The following is a 17,030-nucleotide window of genomic DNA, read 5'->3' on the forward strand; positions in this document are numbered from 1 at the left end:
TCCCTTTACCACGGAATAAAATTGCGATGCAATCTCTGAAACTTAAGAGAGCGGATCTGAAGGATTCTCTTCTTGTTTCTCTTTTTTCTTCTTAAATAAAGCTGAAAATAGCGCTCGTAAAGAAAAACGAGAGACCTCTCTCCCCATAGCAGAGATACTTTCTGTTAAAGGCAATTTTTTGGGACAGACTCGTACACAATTGTGTGCTTGGCCGCATCCTTCTATTCCTCTATTTCCCATAAGAGCTTTTAATCGCTGTTCTCGTCGTTTCTCTCCCGGATAAGAATTAAAATAGCGAGCTTGCGCAATCGCTGCAGGCCCCATAAAATCACTTTTCTCATTAACTTGAGGGCAGGCTTCCGTACAGCATCCGCAAGTCATGCACATGGATAATGCATACATTAAAGCCTGCTCCTCTTGAGAGACCTGAGGGCCTGGGCCTTCACCGCATTTATCAGCAGAAATCCAGCCTTGGATTTCCTCTAAATTTTTAAACATCACAGAGCGGTCGACAATCAAATCCCGAACTAAAGGGAACTTAGAAAGAGGCGCTAACTTGATCTCTCTTTTAGCATCTATATGCTCATGAATCAATGCGGTACACGCTTGTCTTGGAACGCCATTTACCAACATTGCACAAGAACCACACACTTCTTCTAGACAGGCCTGCTCCCAAACCACAGGATCTACTCGTTCGCCTCGAGTATTTACGGAATTCTTCTCAATTGCCATAAGAGCGCTAATTACGTTCTCTCCTGGGTGTAACTCTAACTCAAAACTTTCCCAATACTGCTTCCCAGGAACGCCTCTATAAATCTGCAATATAAACGTCTCTTTCACCCCAGCCTCCTATATAGGGAACTGAATATTCGTCGGAATATTCTCTAATACAACGTTTTTGTCTCCCCGTTGTGTGTAATCTCGTAATTCAGGGTTCACATGTCGAGTATCTACTCGCTTGTAAGAAATTTCAGGCTCGTCCGCCGAATAAGTAGCAATAGTCGTTTTCAACCAATTCGCATCATCCCTTGTCGGAAATTCTGGTTTGTAATGCGATCCCCGAAATTCATTTCGCAATAAAGCCCCCTTAGTAATGGCTAAAGCTAGCTCTAGCATCGGCTCCATTTGCCGAACAAAATGAAAGGTTTTATTAGCAAATCGAGATGAGTCATGTACAGAAACTTTCTTCAATCTTTCTCGAAATTCTTTTAACTTCTGCAAAGCCGCTGCAAGAGCGCTATTCTCTCTTTTTACAGAGACATGATTCACCATGACGCGAGCGATTTCTTCATGCAAAGAAAAAATATTTTCTCCGCCTGTACGTGATAAAATTTCTTGTGAAAGCTCTTGTTCCTGCTGTAAGGCTTGTTTAAGATCTTGTTGCGAGTAAGGGCTACTTCCAAAAGATGCAATAAATCGAGCCGCTTCATCTCCCGCCACTAATCCTGCATATAAACAGGATAACAAAGAATTTGCCCCTAAACGATTAGCTCCGTGATATTGAAAATCAGACTCTCCACAGTTAAAGCATCCGGGGATGTTGGTCATATGGCGATAACGAGAGCCTCGATCAACATCATCACTTGCCGGCCAATCTACCCATGCCCCGCCCATAGAATAGTGTACGGCGGGGAAAATCCTCATAGGAACCTTTCTGGGATCTTCTCCCGTAAATTTATGATAGATATCTAAAACGACCTCTAACTTGTTCAAAGTCTCCACAGGCAAATGCGTAACATCCAAAAACACTTCATAACGCCCATCGATCCCCATACCAGCTTCACAAACTTGTAAAATAGCCCGAGCACCAACATCCCGGCTCACTAAATTGCCATAGGCTGGATACATCTCTTCTAAAAAATACCAAGGTTTCCCAGTTTCTCCACAAGGACGACGAGAACCATCGGGGAACAAGATTGTCTTGGACGAACACCCTGGCACCCAAACTCTTCCTCCCTCACCACGAACCGACTCTGAAATTAACCGTAGTTTATCAATGCCAGGAATTGCTGTAGGATGAATTTGAATAAATTCTGGGTTGGCATAATGCATTCCTTGCATAAATAAACGTCCATTCGCAGCTCCTGTACAAATAGTCGAGTTAGTAGACATTTTAAAAATCACCCCTAACCCACCCGTTGCAATAATGACAGCATCGCCTTGTATCACTTCTAAACGGTTATTGAACAAATTCATGACAACAACACCGCAGGCTCGGCCTTCCGCATTTGTGATCAATCGCACGAACTCATGGTTCTCTCTTTTAATGATTTTCCCCTGACATTCCCGACGACGAACTTGCTCATCCATCGTGTACATCAATTGCTGCCCTGTGGAGGCTCCACAAAATACGGTACGATGATACAAAGTCCCTCCAAAACGACGGACATCCAAATTTCCTTGAGCATCTCGATTAAACGGACACCCAAACCTGTCTAACATATGAATAATCCGCGGAGCCGTTAAGCACATTTCTAAAACCGGAGGCTGATCGGCTAAAAAATCCCCTCCTTTTATCGTGTCGTAAGCATGAATATATGGAGAATCGTTCTCATTTTTTAAATTTAAAGCGGCATTAATGCCGCCCTGAGCACATACAGAATGCGAGCGTTTAACTTTTGTTAAAGAGAATAGCTCAACTAAAATCCCCCGATCAGCAAGTTGCATAGCGGCAGAGAGCCCAGCTAGTCCTCCCCCAATAATAATGACTCGACAACACTTTCTCGTCATAACAAATACATATTCCAAATTACGCTAACGCCCATAGCCATCACAACAAACATGCCTATGTAGCATACGATTTGACATAACCGTAAATATCGCGATGATACGATGATTCCCCAGCGCGCTACAACAGTCCATATTCCATTAAATCCATGAAAAACGGCAGCCATAACAAAAAGAGTATAAAAAATCGCCATCCATAAAGATCCCAAAGCATTTCTTACCGCATAAAGAAATGCTTTGCCAACCTCAGGAGTAAAGATATACGGCTTAGGTGATGCAAATAACGCTCGATCTTTTTCCTGTAAAAAATGTTCCGTGATTTGCGGCCCCCCTTCTGCGAAAGGAACATTCATGGTAAAGAATCCTGTAGTCCCTTGCACGACAGCAGAATAACGAGAAGCTTCGAAAGCTACTGCATAAAAGGTTTTTCCCTGAATGTTTACATGAATAGGATACAAGATAAACCGAAACTGAATGACGTGAAAAGCCAAGCTCGCCAACAAAAACCATGCTGTGATTCGTTGTAAGGTATATGCAAGATTTCTTCCGTAACGCAAAGAAGGTTTTCTTCCGTCAGACGCAAAAAAATTTTCTTTGCTTCGAAGCAAATACCCTATCCCAATGAGAGTATGAATTCCTAAAGGCAGAGCTAAACCGACAATCTCAATCACTTTAAGCCCAGGAATCTTATGGAACATATTCACCAAGGCAATAAATCCTTGGCTTTTTGCTAAGAATGATGCTGCTAAAATATTGGTAAGAAGATGTTCACACAAAAATAAGGTAAATATGCAGCCTGATATAGAATGAATACATCGTATAATGAAACGAATGTAGGAAGCTTTTTGCACGATCTCCCTTCTCATGTGAATGCCTCCCTATCCGTTGCTCTTCGATATTCCCCAGACTTCTAATCAAAAGCGTTTTAACGCTATCTTTTCTAAGCTATACATTTATCTTGGACGTTAACAAACAGCAACTATATCTCTCAATAGAAAGGCTTTTTCTTCTAAGAACCTCGCAACCATCTCTGCACATTAGCAAAAACAGCTTCTTGTAGTTCATTAAGACTAAGGCCTTTTATCTCCGCAATTTGTGTTAAAGTATAGAGGATATTTGCTGGCTCATTCCTTTTTCCTCGAAGAGGAGTGGGAGCAAGATAGGGGGCATCTGTTTCTACAAGCAGTCTTTCCAAAGGAATTTGTTTCACAAGGTCTCGCAATCCTTGCGCATTTTTAAAAGTCACAATTCCACTAATAGAAATATACCAATCGCGAGCTAACAGCTCCTTCGCTTCCTCATATGTCCCTGTAAAACAGTGCAACATTCCAGGTCTAGCCCGTTCATCTACACAATACGCGTGGTCTAAAATAGAAAAGAAATCTGCAAACGCTCCTCGACAATGTACAACAAGAGGAAGTTCGTGCTGTAAAGCTAACCCTAAATAACGTCGAAGAACTTCCTTTTGTCGTTCCTGCTCGTGTTCTTGTACTGCGAATAAATAATCCAGCCCTACTTCTCCAATAGCAGCGAGCTTCCCTCCTTCTGCCGCTCGACAAAATTCTTGGAAATCCTCCTCGATGTCATCCTGTGCATCTTGAGGAGGCGTCCCAGCAGCATGATAAAAAAGCCAAGACGGATACGTCTCCGCATAAGCAAATGAGCGATGCAACTCTGTTTTTGTTGTCGCTACATTAACCACTCGAGTGACTCCAGCTGTTTTACCTCGCAAGTGGACTTCTGCAAAATCTTCTATAAATTCTTCGGACGAAAGATGCACGTGCGCATCGATTATCTCCATACTTCCCTCATAATCTATCATTCTTAATCAAGAATCATGAAGGAAAAGCTGCTTTTGGAAAAGGTTTCTATTTAGCAAAAATCATTTCTTCCAAAGCAGCTTGTGATAATCTTTCTGGCAAAATTACAGGAGCTCCGTTGCCAGCGGGATAGAACACGTAAGAAGGCACGCTTGCTCGTCCTAGACGCGCCAACTCCTTTGTGATCAAAGGATCTTTTTTCGTCCAATCCGCTTCCAAGGTAGCAATACCCTTTGCAGCAAAAGTATGTGCATTAGCATAAAGAATCGGTTTATTGACTTGGCAAGTCAAACACCATTTTGCTGTAAAATTCACAAAAACTGGCACTCCTTTCTCTCGTAAATCTGCTAATTTTTCAGGAGAAAAAGCCTGCCACTGAGAACTTTGCCCAGGACTAGCATCCTCATCAAAGTAACGCACTCCCACAGAAGCTGCGACTAAAGAGCTCATAATGCAAAAAATAAACGCAGCAGAAGCACACAATCTTTGCCGGCGCGGAGATACAGGAGTTCCCCATCGGCCTAAAATCCATGCCCCAATGGCAACCAGCCATAATCCTATGAGGAGAATCGTCACAGCAGCTGTACTTGTTTCCTCGCCAAAAATCCAAATCAACCAGGTTGCTGTAGCAAGCAACATAAATCCAGTTAGCTGTTTAAACGTGCTCATCCAGGGGCCTGGTTTAGGTAAAATGGCTAACATTTTTGGGAAGGAAGCAAATAAGAGATAAGGGCTTGCCATACCCAAACCTATGGCAGTAAAAATAGCTATTTGCTTAACAAACGATACGGCCATAACTAATCCAAAAACCGAACCTAAAAAGGGCCCGGTGCAAGGTGTTGTGACAAAAGTCGTTAGCACTCCATTGAAAAAAGCACCCCAACGCTGGTGTTTCCTTGCCGAAGAGCCCCCCTCTTTTTGCAGTTTTTTTCCTAAGCTCAAACAGATCATCCCCATCTCGAAAACTCCCAGAGAGCTTAAAGCAAATAAGAAGAAAATCAAGACTAAGACTGCTACAAACATAGGCTCTTGGAGCTGAAAACCCCAACCAATATTTTGTCCTAGAATCTTCAACAACCAAGCACAAAAAGCTAATCCCCAAAAGCTCGCGATTGCCCCTAGAGTAAACCAAACTCCGCTAACAACAGATGAGGAATGATGATCTGCCGCAGACTTAATTAAACTGAATACCTTGAGAGTGATGAGAGGCAAAACACAGGGCATAATATTTAATAAAACCCCACCAACAAAAGCCATCAGTAGGATCGAACAAAATCCCCAGCTCAGGGCAGGAAGCTGTTGCACTTGATGTTCTTGCACCTGATAAGCTGCTATTACCCTACCCGAATCGTCTGTAAACACTAGAATCCCAGACAAGCCGGCGCCCTTGGGCATGTTCCCTTCAAAATGTTTAAGCCGCCATATACGAGCATGCTCTCCTTCTGGTGAATCTCCCTCTGCGCAAGCAAAATCGCGAGTATTTTCTGCAATGAACCACGCTTTAGCCGCCCCATTAGATTTCCCTTCTTTCACAAGGACATCCAATCCATCTGTCTGATACGAAATTGTAATTGCCGCATCCAACTGACGGGGTTGAGCAGTTAAGGCGCGAGAAAAGGCTAATGACTCTTGACTATTAGGGATTAAAGGCCCCTGGCCTATCGGAAGCATAAGGGTTCTTTCCGAAGATCCTGGAATACAGGACTCTCCACAAGAGAGCCACTCCACTCGAGCTTTTATTTCTAATTGACTGCTTTCCAGATTCTTAGAAACATGAATATCCGCTACAACCATTGTGGAATGTTTATATCCAAAATAAACCGTTCCTTCCTCTTCAAAAACTTCCGGAGTAGGCCAATGTTCTTCAAGCAACTCGCACCCGGTAGGCAAATCCCAAAAAATGCGCAACGGCATGCCAAGCCTCCCGGGATTCTTCCAGTAGATATGCTCTCCCTTGGGTATAGCAATAAGCACCCCGACACGAACCACCTCTCCCTTAACCGCTTGTTCACTTTCACCCACAAGCTCTACAGTAGGAGAAGCTCTTCCACTATTCTCTTCCAGGCAAAAACAAGACACGCTACCGAACAGTACGCAAAGAAGAATTCCAGTCCACTTCCGAATCATAAACACGACTCTCTCTCCGGTTTAGCAAAAACGAAAACAACAGTAGAGTTGTTTTTGTTTTTGCAATACATTACACACCAAAAAGGATCTTGGTTCTATACAAGAAATTTGTTAGGATCGTCTAGGAACTCGTTGGTTAGGTCTATGTCCTTATGTTCCAACCCGCAAATAATCCCATTATCCAATCCTTTCAGGAAGCCGATCTTTTTGGAAAGGTGATTTTTTTCTCGCTGTTCGCCCTTTCTGTATGTACATGGACGGTCCTTCACCAAAAACTCACCATTCAAAAGAAATTTCTAAAATCAGGAAAATCTTTAAAAGAATTTTTAATAAAAAATCGTCATGCCCCCCTGTCTTTAGATATCCATCCCGAATCAACTCCTTTTACCGATCTCTATTTTACCATTAAACGCGGCACATTAGAGTTGCTGGATAAAAATAGACAGCATACCCCAGAACAGACCCCCATGCTTTCTAGAGAAGACATTCAGTCTTTAGAAACCCTTTTCCATGCTGTGATGCCAAAATATCGAGTTCTTTTACATAAAAACAATTTCATTCCTGCCACAACTATCAGTCTCGCGCCTTTTTTAGGATTATTAGGCACCGTTTGGGGGATTCTGTTAGCTTTTGCGCATATCAGTTCCGGGCAAGCCAATGGAACCGTCATGATGGAAGGCTTAGCGACAGCCTTAGGAACAACCATTGTGGGATTATTTGTCGCAATTCCCTCTTTGGTCGGTTTCAACTATCTCCGCGCTCACGCCTCCCAAGTTTCTCTAGAAATCGAACAGATCGCCTTTCTTCTACTCAACTCCATTGAAGTCAAATACCGACAAACAGGCTTATGAAACGCTTCTTTCATGAAGATCTAGAAGAAGATCCTAATGTGAATCTTACCCCCCTTATTGATATTGTTTTTGTGATCCTTATGGCATTTATGATTGCTATGCCACTCATTAAAATCGATTCCATCTCTTTGGCTCCAGGAACCTCTTCTCACAGACCTTTGCAGCAACATGAGTTGACACAACCGGAAATAAAAGTTTTCCGAAACCACACGATTACGCTCAATGATGCTCCAGTTTCTCTCCAAGAGCTTCGCTCTCAACTCGCCATCATGCATACTCAAAACTCGCAGATGATCCCCTTACTCCTACAGGATGGAGACACAACTTTTAAACTATACCAAGAAATCAAGTCGACGATCGAAGAAGCAGGTTTTCAAGAACTTCACATTGCTTTAAAAAACTAATCATGCCTTCATCTCACTACTTTCCATTTTTTTGCGCCGCTATAATCATCCATATCGCTCTTGGAGGAGCGCTATTGCTTTCTTCACCTCAAACCCCCAAACCGAAATTGCGCTCTTTTAAGGAACGAATCGTTTCTTTCCCCGTGGATCCGAAAATCACTTGCCAAACACCCGTTGTTGTGTCCCCGGCTGCACAACCAAGTCCGACTCCCAAGCCAAAAGTTCCTCCATCAGAAAAAAAACACTCCACAAAACCTCCTGAGCCCCCTTCTTCATCCAAGCCCTCTCAAGCTCCTATTTCTTCTAAACCCTCTCAAGCTTCTCAAGAAAAGAAGCTAGCAACGCTAAAAAAACTGGCTCAGCTGGCGAATCAACTTGCGAAGGATGCGGAAGCACAAGAATCTCATATTACCCAACTCTCCTTGCCGCCAATGCAGGTCCAGGTTTCTGCAGAAAGCGCCTATCAACAAGAAGCTTTTTGTGCGCTCTTTCAGCAATATGTCTGTCTGCCTTTCCCTGGAGAAATCCGCCTTAAATTGGAATTTTCTAAAGAAGGGGCGCTTGTACAGTGTTCTATTCTTTCTTCTATTAGTCCGACAGATAAACAACGCCTGCTTTCACAAATTCAGAAAATCCCTTTCCAATCTTTCTTTAATACATACAAACCCTCGAAAAATATCACTTTTCATATTAGACTGCAGGGAAGTTCTGCTTGATGAAAGGCTCTGTTGTGTTTCTCCGTTCTTTTCTATGTCTACTCTGTCTACTCCCTTCTATCCTTCACTGCAAAGACTTAGAAATTCACGTTCGAGCAGAAACTTCTCTTCTCCCCGTCAATATCTCGCTACTCTCTTCTCCCAAAAATACAAAACAAGATGCTTATCTTAAGTCTCTTCGAGACTTATTTGCTCGAGACTTGGCCTTAGGAGACCTTCTAGCCCCAACCTCAGAGATAGCTCCTTTGACCATTTTTATAGAAGCTTGCTACCCCGAGCTGATTTTTTCTTTCAAAAGGGATGGGAAGGCCTCTCAAAAGATTTTTTCTTTAGAGCTCTCTGGAGATCCTTCTAAAGACCATCAAACTATTCATGAGGCTGCTGATCGTATTCATTTTCTTCTTACACGCATCCCTGGAATCAGTTCTGGGAAAATTCTTTTTTCCCTATGCTCTACAGACGCTTCCTCAGAGCTAAAACAAGGTGAGATTTGGTCTGTAGATTATGATGGACAACACCTCGCACCTCTTACTAGCGAACATTCCTTATCCATAACTCCTGCATGGATGCATATCGGTCATATTCCTGCATATATTTATGTTTCATATAAATTAGGCGTTCCTAAAATCTTCCTGAATACTCTCAGTCAGCCTGCTGGAAAAAAGATTCTTGCTATGCAAGGGAACCAGTTTATGCCGGTCTTTTCTCCCAAAACTAAGCTCCTTGCCTTTATTTCTGATCGAGATGGAAACCCTGATCTATTTGTACAACCATTTTCCCTCGCTACAGGAGCTATCGGCACTCCTAAAAAGCTTCTTAATGAAACTTTTGGAACGCAGGGGAACCCTTCTTTCAGCCCTGATGGTACACGCCTCGTTTTCGTCTCCAATAAAGATGGAACGCCTCGTATTTACCAGATGCAAATCTCTCCGGAACAACATCCTCCTCGCCTGCTTACGAAAAAATATCGAAATAGCAGTTGCCCGACATGGTCCCCTGATGGTAAAAAGATAGCCTTCTGCTCAGTGATTAAAGGCGTCCGTCAAATTTGTGTGTATGATCTCGCTTCAGGGAAAGATGAGCAATTAACCACCTCCGCAGACCACAAAGAAAGCCCTTCTTGGGCTGCTGATAGCAACCACCTTGTTTATAGCGCCGGATCTGCCCACACATCCGAACTGTTTCTGCTGAGCCTAATTACCAAAAAAAGTAAGAAAATTGTTATAGGATCTGGAGAAAAACGTTTCCCTTGCTGGGGAGCTTTTCCTTCGCAACACATAAAGAAAGCATCATGAGAAAGCCCATTTTTAAAGCGTTTTATTTATTGTTTTCCCTTTTTTTCCTTTCTTCATGCTCGTATCCTTGTAGAGATTGGGAGCGTCATGGGTGCGATTCTGCAAGACCGCGTAAATCCTCCTTCGGCTTTGTTCCGTTTTATTCGGATGAAGAAATACAACAAGCCTTTGTTGAAGATTTCGATTCTAAAGAAGAGCAGCTTTACAAAACGAGCGCACAAAGCACTTCTTTCCGCAATATCACTTTTGCTACAGATAGCTATTCTATCAAAGGCGAGGATAACCTAACTATTCTTGCCAGCCTAGTGCGTCATTTGCATAAATCTCCCAAAGCCACTTTGTATATAGAGGGGCATACTGATGAGCGAGGCGCTGCGGCTTATAATTTAGCTTTGGGAGCTCGTCGTGCGAATGCAGTAAAACAATATCTTATCAAACAAGGGATTGCTGCTGATCGCTTATTCACTATTTCTTATGGCAAAGAACATCCTGTTCATCCTGGGCATAATGAACTTGCCTGGCAACAAAATCGTCGTACCGAATTTAAAATCCATGTTCGTTAGTCGCTTATTTTTAATTGCCCTTATGGGATTTGGCTATTCTGCTTACGGCGCAGGGAAAGCGCCGTCCTTGCAGGTTCTTCTCGCAGAAATGGAAGACACTTCATCTCGTTTACACGCCCATCAGAATGAGCTTGTCATGCTCTCAGAACGGCTAGATGAACAGGACACTAAACTCCAACAACTTTCATCTGCTCAGGACCATAATCTTCCTCGACAAGTGCAACGTCTCGAGATCGATCAAAAAGCTTTAACGAAAACGCTCTCTGTTCTGTCACAGTCTATCGAGGATATCCGATCATCTGTACACAATAAATTACAAGAAATCCAACGAGAGCAAAAAAATTTAGCTCAAAATTTACGAGCTCTTCGCAACTCTTTACAAGCCCTAGTTGATGGCTCTTCCCCAGAAAACTATATTGATTTCTTAGCAGGAGAAACTCCGGAACACATTCATATTGTTAAGCAGGGAGAAACTCTGAGCAAGATCGCAAGTAAATACAATATTCCTGTTGTGGAGTTAAAAAAACTTAATAAACTGAACTCGGACGCTATTTTTACAGATCAAAGACTTCGTCTTCCGAAAAAGAAATAACAGCTCTACCCTAGATAATAAACAAAGGCTACTGTAGGATCCGAAATTAAGGAATCAACTATTATGTGGGATGAAATTTACTGTTGCTGTGTTCGGCGAAGCAGAGAAAGGAAGCTTTGATGCTGGGTACCTCTGTTCTTCATTAACAGATCTGCATACCAATCTGGGGCATGGGAGGGATTCTCCCTCCGGAATTTCACTAGCCGTGCGAGCTATCATGCAGGGATACAACATCCTCTTCTTTCGAGTAAAAGAAGAAGGATTTTTTATCGACAGCTACTTCTTTGGGCTTCATTTTCTGAGTACGCAAAGCCCTCCGACAAACATCATCGCACTAGCTCTGCCAGGAGTAGGAGACTACAACATCATTGAAGCCTCTCTAGCCCTATGCCGAAGATTAAAAAGCATCCTGCTCTTCTCTGATCAGGACCTTTACGATTTCCTAACCTTTAAAGACTCTTAATCCACGGTCTGGAAATATTCCTTTAATCCCTCTTCGGAAGGAACCATGCCGCGCTCCCCAGAACGCCAATTAGCTGGGCAGACCATTCCATGATTCTCAAAGAAAATCAATGAATCTAAAATACGGATTTCTTCATCTATAGAACGTCCCAAAGGAAGATCATTGACCACTGCGTGTCGAACAACCCCTTGCTTATCGATTAGAAAAGTCGCTCTCAAAGCAAGCGTGCCTTCCGGATTCAGAACCCCAAACATTTTAGAAATTTCCAAAGAATCATCGGCTAGCAAAGGATACTCGGTTCCTTGTATTCCACCGGCATTTCTTTCCACCGTCAGCCAGCGAGCATGCGTTTCTGCATCATCGACTGAACATCCAATAACAACAGCTCCACGCTCTTCAAAATCAGTTAATTTATCTTGAAACGCATGCAACTCTGTTGGGCAAACATAAGTAAAATCTTTAGGATAAAAGAAGAGGACAACATACTTGCCTCGGAAATCCGCTAAAGAAAGGACTTTCTCCTCCCCGCGCACAACAGCTTTGCCCGAAAAAAGCGGAGCTTGTTTTCCAACTAGAGATCCCATGTTATGCCTCCCAGAAAGAAAAAAAACGCACCAGAGAGGATTTGAACCTCTGACCACCTGGTTCGTAGCCAGGTACTCTATCCACTGAGCTACTGGTGCACAGAAAACTACAGGGCAGAAGAATACCGAGCTTTTGCTAAATGATCAAGAAAATCTCCTTGGAAAAAGAAAAAAACCAAGATTTAAAGATTGTTTTACTGTTATCTTTTCTATTCCTCTGGCAATTCTTCCCCCAAAACGGCCTCCTGTGAGGCAAAAAATAAGGCCGAGGTTAATAACGCCCCCACAGTCCCTACCGCATGACTCAAAGTATGCTGAACACAGGACGCCCCATCACAAATTCCTTGAGCAACAACATCTTCTATTGCTCCCGAAAGCCCGTTAAATCCTACACGCCAATCCGCATGAGAAAATACTTGAGAAAACACCTCCTCCACCGTTCTGCCACTTTTGGCAACGATAGCACGAAAGGGGCTTTCGACAGCTCGAAGAACAGCAATAAAACCCTCCTGCTCACCAAAAGAAAGAGATTCCGGCACAGAAATTTCTCGAGCAGCACGAATGAATGAACACCCCCCTCCAGGCAAACAGCCAGATCGCAAACATTCTGTCATTGCTTGTACAGAAGAGGTGATATAGGCTAACTCTTCTTGATGAAGAGATTTCTCAGTAAGACAAATTCGCACTTCTCCTAACGAGATCCTAGCTAATCGCTTTCTTAAGCTTTCGCGAGCTTCTTCTCCGTGTAAATGCTCCAATTTATCCTGCAACAAGGAACAATGCTCGGCCCATCTCTTCTCATTTTTTACTTCCCTAGGAATACAAAAGCTCGTTGAAGAAATACAAATCCCCTCTACGAATCCTAAGCAATGGGTCATGATCTCTTGGTGATCTTTTTTCAAAGAAACTTCTGATAATAGACTTGCCCCAGTCAATACCGCTATATCTTCTAAAGATTCTCGAGCATGCTTCCCTCCCACTCGCACAGCACATACAGGGAACCCTCCTTCCATGTGATTAATTTCCAACATAGTCAACAGCTCTCGATCAAAAGCCTCTGCTAAAATAATCAGAGGCGTTTTCCCTGCCTGTACAACCGCTTCAAGAAAAGATACAAAAGAAGAATCTAAAGAATGCAGCGGGCTTTCACTAACCAGAATATAAACTTGACTATACTCTACAGTTCCTGTTTCAGCATGAGTAATGAAATAGGGGGAAGCATAACCAAAATCCCACACAGCATGCTCTTCTGCGAACCAATGCTCGCTTTTTCCCCCAGTCTCTTCCAAAATATAATAGCCATTCTTTCCCCCGTAGCGAACGGCATTGGACAAAACAGTAGCTACGTCAGGATGGAACCGACGAGCTATACTGGACACGCATACCAAATGTTCTGGGTCTGTTATCGAGAAGGTTTCTCTAGAAAAAATTTCTTGCAGGTGCTTTTCCGCAAACAGCATTCCTCGAAGGAACTCTTGCGGATCGATCCCCTGTTGAATACTTGCTATTCCTTCTTCTAGCAAAGCTTCGATTAACAATGCCGTTGTTTTTGCTCCGTCTCCGAATCGGTTGCGTGTTTGCAAAACAGCATCTCGGATCAGTTTAACCCCTAAATTTTCAAAAACGTCCGGCAAGACAAAGTCTTTAAGCATTCTTTGGCTATCGTGAGTAATTTTTGGGGGCGAAACATGATGAACAATCGTTCCATATCCATATGGTCCGATTGTTTGAGAAAACATTTGCGATATTACACGAGCGGCTCGGAGAACTGCCTGTAGACCCTGTTTTTGATTACGAAAACTATTGGCCACACCAGTCCCTCTATCAGCTGCAGTCTTTTGACTCGGATATAGAAAGGCTATTTATTCTTGTCAAATTTCCTTTGTCTAAAGCTATTGCGCATATTCTGCGAGTAAAAATGATTGCCGAGCCTCTTTAAAAGACCTTCTTCCCTCAACACACAGCGTTCTCAAAGGCCATGTAATATATTTTTTTTGTAAACAAACATCCAAGAATTCCGCACATCCCAATAGAGATAGGATGGCTTTACGTCTAGGAGCCAGCCTATCTAACAAAAGAAACGCTTGCTCCACTTCTTTAGGATACAGAGTTTTCAAAACCCCTAAAATAACGCTTTGCGTTTCCATAGGCAGAAACACTTTCGGATCCTGAAGCACCAACAAAACTCCGGAGCAAATCTCCATTTTAAATTTTCCAAAAAACGGCTCATACATAAAAGGAAGGAACTGGACCCCAGGAAGCCGCGCTTTATTGAGCTCTTGAGCAACCTTACAGCCGTCCATCCACGGAGCGCCGATAACTTTAAAAGGAAGCGTGTATCCTATTCCTATATTTGTGATAGATAATGCCCCTATAACACCTGTCGCAGCATAAAAATACGCAGACTGTGAATCTGGCACTTGAGGACTTGTGGGCACCCAAACCAATCCTGTATCAGCAAATGTCATCGAACGCTTCCAGCCCTGCATTGGAACGACAGTGATTTGTGCATTGGGCGCGTACCAGGCACGATACAATAAGGCAAGTTCTCCGGGAGTCATCCCGTAACAATAAGGAATAGCTGGTAAAACCCCTTTATCTGGTAAAGGGCCATCGACCATATTCCCTCCCATGGGATTAGGACGATCCAAAACGATTAATTCTTTTTGGCTACTCTCTGAAGCTTTGACTACTTGCAATAATGCGGAAATAAATGAATACGAACGCACACCAATATCTTGAACATCGTATACAAAAACATCGCAAGCCTCAATAACCTCTGAGGGAATTTCTTTAGAGGCAAACAGAGAAACAACAGGAATGTCCGCTAACACAGGATCATATCCCGGCGTCTCTGCTATCGATGCTCCGAAATAACCATGCTCCAACGTACACAAAGCGCTAAGTTTGCAAACCTCTTTATGCTTGTCAAATACACTCAGCGAATGTTCTCCTTGTCGATTGATAGCTGCGCTATGAGAAATTAAAGCAATCCGCTTACCTCGAATTTTTTCAAGATATTGCCTTTCTTGAAAAATGCGTTCCAAGCCGACCCGAACACAAGTATAGCCCATACAAGGAAACAACAAGGCGACTATTGTCAGCTTACAAATGGTCTTCATACTCTCCCTTGAATGGCCACTTTAGTAAACAAATGTATCTTCCTTGTTTTTGCTTTTTTGATCTACAGCAACCCTATTATACAAATCTCTTAATGGAAAAAAGCTTAGTGAAAGAAAATTCTTGTCAACGCTATCATTTTGCCAAGGCTCCTATACAGAGCTAAAATTTCTTTTTGTTATCCGAAGGATTTTTATGAAAATTCTTATAGCCAGTTCTCATGGATATAAGGTACGCGAAACCAAAGCTTTTCTAAAAAAAATAGGAGAGTTTGATATTTTTTCTTTGGTAGATCATCCTTCCTACCTTCCCCCAAAGGAGACCGGAGAAACTCCGGAAGAAAACGCTATTCAGAAAGGGATTTTTGCTGCCCAAACTTTTCGTTGTTGGACTATAGCCGATGATTCCATGTTGACTATTCCAGCTTTAGGCGGCCTTCCAGGGAAACGCACCTCTTCTTTTGCAGGGGAAAAAGCAAGTGATAAAGATCATCGCAAAAAACTTTTAGAAAGCATGCTTTCTTTAGAAAATCCTCTTGATCGTTCCGCGTATTTTGAATGTTGTGTGGCTTTAATATCGCCTTTTGGCAAAATCTACAAAGCTTTCGCTTCCTGCGAAGGAACTATTGTTTTTGAGGAAAGAGGCTCTTCTGGGTTCGGATATGATCCGTTATTTTTAAAACACGATTATAAGCAAACGTACGCAGAACTTCCTGAGGAGATTAAAAACCAAGTCTCTCATAGAGCAAAAGCCTTGGTGAAACTACAACCTTATGTAGAAACGGCCCTCTCTAATCATTTACTCGCCAGGAACGAGTGTCTCTAGAGACCGTTCCAGACTGGCGCGGATTTCTTGCATCTCAGAAAGAATCTGTTCTGCTCGAATAAAATCTGCTTCGAGCTTCGCATTTGCCAATGCGCCTTCTTGCAGATTCGGGGTTGTTAAAGGCATCTCCAGGCTCACTGCAGACTTCGCGGTAAGGCGACGTGTCGCCCCTAAAAAACAAATTTGAACTCCGTCGATCATCCTGTCTTCCAATTAATCATCGGCTTTCCCTGTTTTTTAAGCAGATAGTTAATTTTTGAAAAGTGGCAACACCCAAAGAATCCTCTGTGCGCAGCTAATGGAGAAGGATGCGGACAAGCGAGAACAGCATGTTGATGCTTAGTCTGAAAAAGAAGGTCGCATTTTTTCTTTGCAGCGCTTCCCCATAAAACAAAAATAATGTGCTTTCTATTTAAAATTAACTTAGAGACGATCGCATCAGTAAAATGTTCCCATCCTTGTCCCGCATGAGAGAAGGCTTCTCCAGCGCGAACCGTTAATACCGTATTCAAAAGAAGAACTCCCTGATCTGCCCATGTTTGCAAGCAGCCGATTTTATTATGAATCCCCAAGTCTGTTTGCAATTCTCGAAAAATATTTTTTAAAGAAGGCGGTAAAGCCTGCCCCTCTGGAACACTGAAACTTAACCCGTGTGCTTGCCCCTCTCCATGATAAGGATCCTGTCCAAGAATAACCACCTGCACTTGATCAAAAGGAGTGCTTTGCAGAGCAGAAAAAACGCACTCTTTTTTAGGATAAACAGTGGTTCTTGCATACTCGCTCTTTAAAAAAGCAAGCAACTGAGACCAATATGGCCGAGACCACTCATCTTTAAGCTGTTCTTGCCAAGACTGGGGGAGTTGCTCTATAGTAAAAGCCTCGTGCATAAGCTCTCCTTTATCTGACACTCAGAGTATATGCATTCTCGAAAATTTTCTTCGAA

General features: G+C 42.8%; 18 protein-coding genes and 1 tRNA gene. 8 read left to right on the forward strand and 11 right to left on the reverse strand.

What is annotated here, in order from left to right; all coding sequences use genetic code 11:
- Positions 1–42: 42 nt before the first annotated feature.
- The 5 genes from sdhB to B6E89_RS03235 form a co-directional block, all read right to left on the reverse strand.
- Complete coding sequence (gene sdhB / locus B6E89_RS03215) at positions 43–840, reverse strand: succinate dehydrogenase iron-sulfur subunit (RefSeq protein WP_080133133.1); 798 nt, start codon at positions 838–840, stop codon at positions 43–45.
- 9 nt (positions 841–849) lie between these two features.
- On the reverse strand, positions 850–2,730 hold the full coding sequence (gene sdhA / locus B6E89_RS03220) for a succinate dehydrogenase flavoprotein subunit (RefSeq protein ID WP_080123888.1): 1,881 nt from the start codon (positions 2,728–2,730) through the stop codon (positions 850–852).
- The gene (locus B6E89_RS05055; RefSeq protein WP_080123889.1) at positions 2,727–3,593 is read right to left on the reverse strand and encodes a succinate dehydrogenase cytochrome b558 subunit; all 867 of its coding nucleotides are present in this window, start codon (positions 3,591–3,593) and stop codon (positions 2,727–2,729) included. The genes sdhA and B6E89_RS05055 overlap by 4 nt, the downstream gene beginning before the upstream one ends.
- A 143-nt stretch (positions 3,594–3,736) precedes the next feature.
- A complete protein-coding gene (locus B6E89_RS03230; protein ID WP_080123141.1) occupies positions 3,737–4,528 on the reverse strand; it encodes a TatD family hydrolase in 792 nt (263 codons plus the stop codon).
- Between the two features lie 67 nt (positions 4,529–4,595).
- Positions 4,596–6,674, reverse strand: a complete 2,079-nt coding sequence (locus B6E89_RS03235) for a protein-disulfide reductase DsbD family protein (protein WP_080133134.1) — start codon at positions 6,672–6,674, stop codon at positions 4,596–4,598.
- A gap of 152 nt (positions 6,675–6,826) precedes the next feature.
- On the opposite strand from B6E89_RS03235, the gene B6E89_RS03240 reads away from it, so the two are divergent.
- From B6E89_RS03240 to B6E89_RS03270, 7 genes are all read left to right on the forward strand, one after another.
- Positions 6,827–7,525: a MotA/TolQ/ExbB proton channel family protein gene (locus tag B6E89_RS03240; protein ID WP_035407032.1), complete on the forward strand. Its 699-nt coding sequence runs from the start codon at positions 6,827–6,829 to the stop codon at positions 7,523–7,525.
- Positions 7,522–7,929, forward strand: a complete 408-nt coding sequence (locus B6E89_RS03245) for an ExbD/TolR family protein (RefSeq protein WP_080129110.1) — start codon at positions 7,522–7,524, stop codon at positions 7,927–7,929. The genes B6E89_RS03240 and B6E89_RS03245 overlap by 4 nt, the downstream gene beginning before the upstream one ends.
- A 2-nt stretch (positions 7,930–7,931) precedes the next feature.
- On the forward strand, positions 7,932–8,645 hold the full coding sequence (locus B6E89_RS03250) for an inclusion-associated protein (protein WP_080133135.1): 714 nt from the start codon (positions 7,932–7,934) through the stop codon (positions 8,643–8,645).
- The gene (tolB, locus tag B6E89_RS03255; protein WP_080123145.1) at positions 8,645–9,940 is read left to right on the forward strand and encodes a Tol-Pal system protein TolB; all 1,296 of its coding nucleotides are present in this window, start codon (positions 8,645–8,647) and stop codon (positions 9,938–9,940) included. Before B6E89_RS03250 ends, tolB begins: the two co-directional genes overlap by 1 nt.
- Positions 9,937–10,503 carry an OmpA family protein gene (locus tag B6E89_RS03260; RefSeq protein WP_035407041.1) on the forward strand — a complete coding sequence of 189 codons (567 nt, stop codon included), beginning with the start codon at positions 9,937–9,939 and terminating at the stop codon, positions 10,501–10,503. The genes tolB and B6E89_RS03260 overlap by 4 nt, the downstream gene beginning before the upstream one ends.
- Positions 10,493–11,095: a muramidase family protein gene (locus B6E89_RS03265; RefSeq protein WP_080126733.1), complete on the forward strand. Its 603-nt coding sequence runs from the start codon at positions 10,493–10,495 to the stop codon at positions 11,093–11,095. The genes B6E89_RS03260 and B6E89_RS03265 overlap by 11 nt, the downstream gene beginning before the upstream one ends.
- Before the next feature lie 70 nt (positions 11,096–11,165).
- Positions 11,166–11,558, forward strand: coding sequence for a hypothetical protein (locus B6E89_RS03270; protein ID WP_080123147.1), 393 nt, complete (start codon positions 11,166–11,168; stop codon positions 11,556–11,558).
- Here B6E89_RS03270 and B6E89_RS03275 read toward each other — a convergent pair.
- From B6E89_RS03275 to B6E89_RS03290, 4 genes are all read right to left on the reverse strand, one after another.
- The gene (locus B6E89_RS03275) at positions 11,555–12,142 is read right to left on the reverse strand and encodes a peroxiredoxin (RefSeq protein ID WP_080125887.1); all 588 of its coding nucleotides are present in this window, start codon (positions 12,140–12,142) and stop codon (positions 11,555–11,557) included. The two genes, B6E89_RS03270 and B6E89_RS03275, sit on opposite strands and share 4 nt — an antisense overlap.
- Positions 12,143–12,168: 26 nt before the next feature.
- Positions 12,169–12,241, reverse strand: a tRNA-Arg gene (locus B6E89_RS03280).
- Positions 12,242–12,351: 110 nt separating this feature from the next.
- Positions 12,352–13,953 carry a variant chaperonin GroEL2 gene (gene groEL2 / locus B6E89_RS03285; RefSeq protein WP_080133136.1) on the reverse strand — a complete coding sequence of 534 codons (1,602 nt, stop codon included), beginning with the start codon at positions 13,951–13,953 and terminating at the stop codon, positions 12,352–12,354.
- 81 nt (positions 13,954–14,034) lie between these two features.
- Positions 14,035–15,264: a DUF1343 domain-containing protein gene (locus B6E89_RS03290; RefSeq protein ID WP_080132660.1), complete on the reverse strand. Its 1,230-nt coding sequence runs from the start codon at positions 15,262–15,264 to the stop codon at positions 14,035–14,037.
- A gap of 193 nt (positions 15,265–15,457) precedes the next feature.
- Here B6E89_RS03290 and B6E89_RS03295 point away from each other — a divergent pair, with 193 nt between their 5' ends.
- Positions 15,458–16,087: a non-canonical purine NTP pyrophosphatase gene (locus B6E89_RS03295; RefSeq protein WP_035407145.1), complete on the forward strand. Its 630-nt coding sequence runs from the start codon at positions 15,458–15,460 to the stop codon at positions 16,085–16,087.
- Here the strand turns inward: B6E89_RS03295 and B6E89_RS03300 are convergent.
- On the reverse strand, positions 16,061–16,300 hold the full coding sequence (locus B6E89_RS03300) for a hypothetical protein (RefSeq protein WP_087878140.1): 240 nt from the start codon (positions 16,298–16,300) through the stop codon (positions 16,061–16,063). The genes B6E89_RS03295 and B6E89_RS03300 overlap by 27 nt on opposite strands.
- The gene (ung, locus tag B6E89_RS03305; protein ID WP_080124053.1) at positions 16,285–16,974 is read right to left on the reverse strand and encodes a uracil-DNA glycosylase; all 690 of its coding nucleotides are present in this window, start codon (positions 16,972–16,974) and stop codon (positions 16,285–16,287) included. The genes B6E89_RS03300 and ung overlap by 16 nt, the downstream gene beginning before the upstream one ends.
- Positions 16,975–17,030: the final 56 nt, after the last annotated feature.

Source organism: Chlamydia suis (genome assembly GCF_900169085.1).
GTDB classification, from domain to species: domain Bacteria; phylum Chlamydiota; class Chlamydiia; order Chlamydiales; family Chlamydiaceae; genus Chlamydia; species Chlamydia suis.

Bases quoted from the DNA above. Each gene is read 5' to 3' on its own strand.
- sdhA (WP_080123888.1), bottom strand. From the start codon at position 2,730: ATGACGAGAAAGTGTTGTCGAGTCATTATTATTGGGGGAGGACTAGCT.
- B6E89_RS05055 (WP_080123889.1), bottom strand. From the start codon at position 3,593: ATGAGAAGGGAGATCGTGCAAAAAGCTTCCTACATTCGTTTCATTATA.
- B6E89_RS03230 (WP_080123141.1), bottom strand. From the start codon at position 4,528: ATGGAGATAATCGATGCGCACGTGCATCTTTCGTCCGAAGAATTTATA.
- B6E89_RS03235 (WP_080133134.1), bottom strand. From the start codon at position 6,674: ATGATTCGGAAGTGGACTGGAATTCTTCTTTGCGTACTGTTCGGTAGC.
- B6E89_RS03240 (WP_035407032.1), top strand. From the start codon at position 6,827: ATGTTCCAACCCGCAAATAATCCCATTATCCAATCCTTTCAGGAAGCC.
- B6E89_RS03245 (WP_080129110.1), top strand. From the start codon at position 7,522: ATGAAACGCTTCTTTCATGAAGATCTAGAAGAAGATCCTAATGTGAAT.
- B6E89_RS03250 (WP_080133135.1), top strand. From the start codon at position 7,932: ATGCCTTCATCTCACTACTTTCCATTTTTTTGCGCCGCTATAATCATC.
- tolB (WP_080123145.1), top strand. From the start codon at position 8,645: ATGAAAGGCTCTGTTGTGTTTCTCCGTTCTTTTCTATGTCTACTCTGT.
- B6E89_RS03260 (WP_035407041.1), top strand. From the start codon at position 9,937: ATGAGAAAGCCCATTTTTAAAGCGTTTTATTTATTGTTTTCCCTTTTT.
- B6E89_RS03265 (WP_080126733.1), top strand. From the start codon at position 10,493: ATGTTCGTTAGTCGCTTATTTTTAATTGCCCTTATGGGATTTGGCTAT.
- B6E89_RS03270 (WP_080123147.1), top strand. From the start codon at position 11,166: ATGAAATTTACTGTTGCTGTGTTCGGCGAAGCAGAGAAAGGAAGCTTT.
- B6E89_RS03275 (WP_080125887.1), bottom strand. From the start codon at position 12,142: ATGGGATCTCTAGTTGGAAAACAAGCTCCGCTTTTTTCGGGCAAAGCT.
- B6E89_RS03290 (WP_080132660.1), bottom strand. From the start codon at position 15,264: ATGAAGACCATTTGTAAGCTGACAATAGTCGCCTTGTTGTTTCCTTGT.
- B6E89_RS03295 (WP_035407145.1), top strand. From the start codon at position 15,458: ATGAAAATTCTTATAGCCAGTTCTCATGGATATAAGGTACGCGAAACC.
- ung (WP_080124053.1), bottom strand. From the start codon at position 16,974: ATGCACGAGGCTTTTACTATAGAGCAACTCCCCCAGTCTTGGCAAGAA.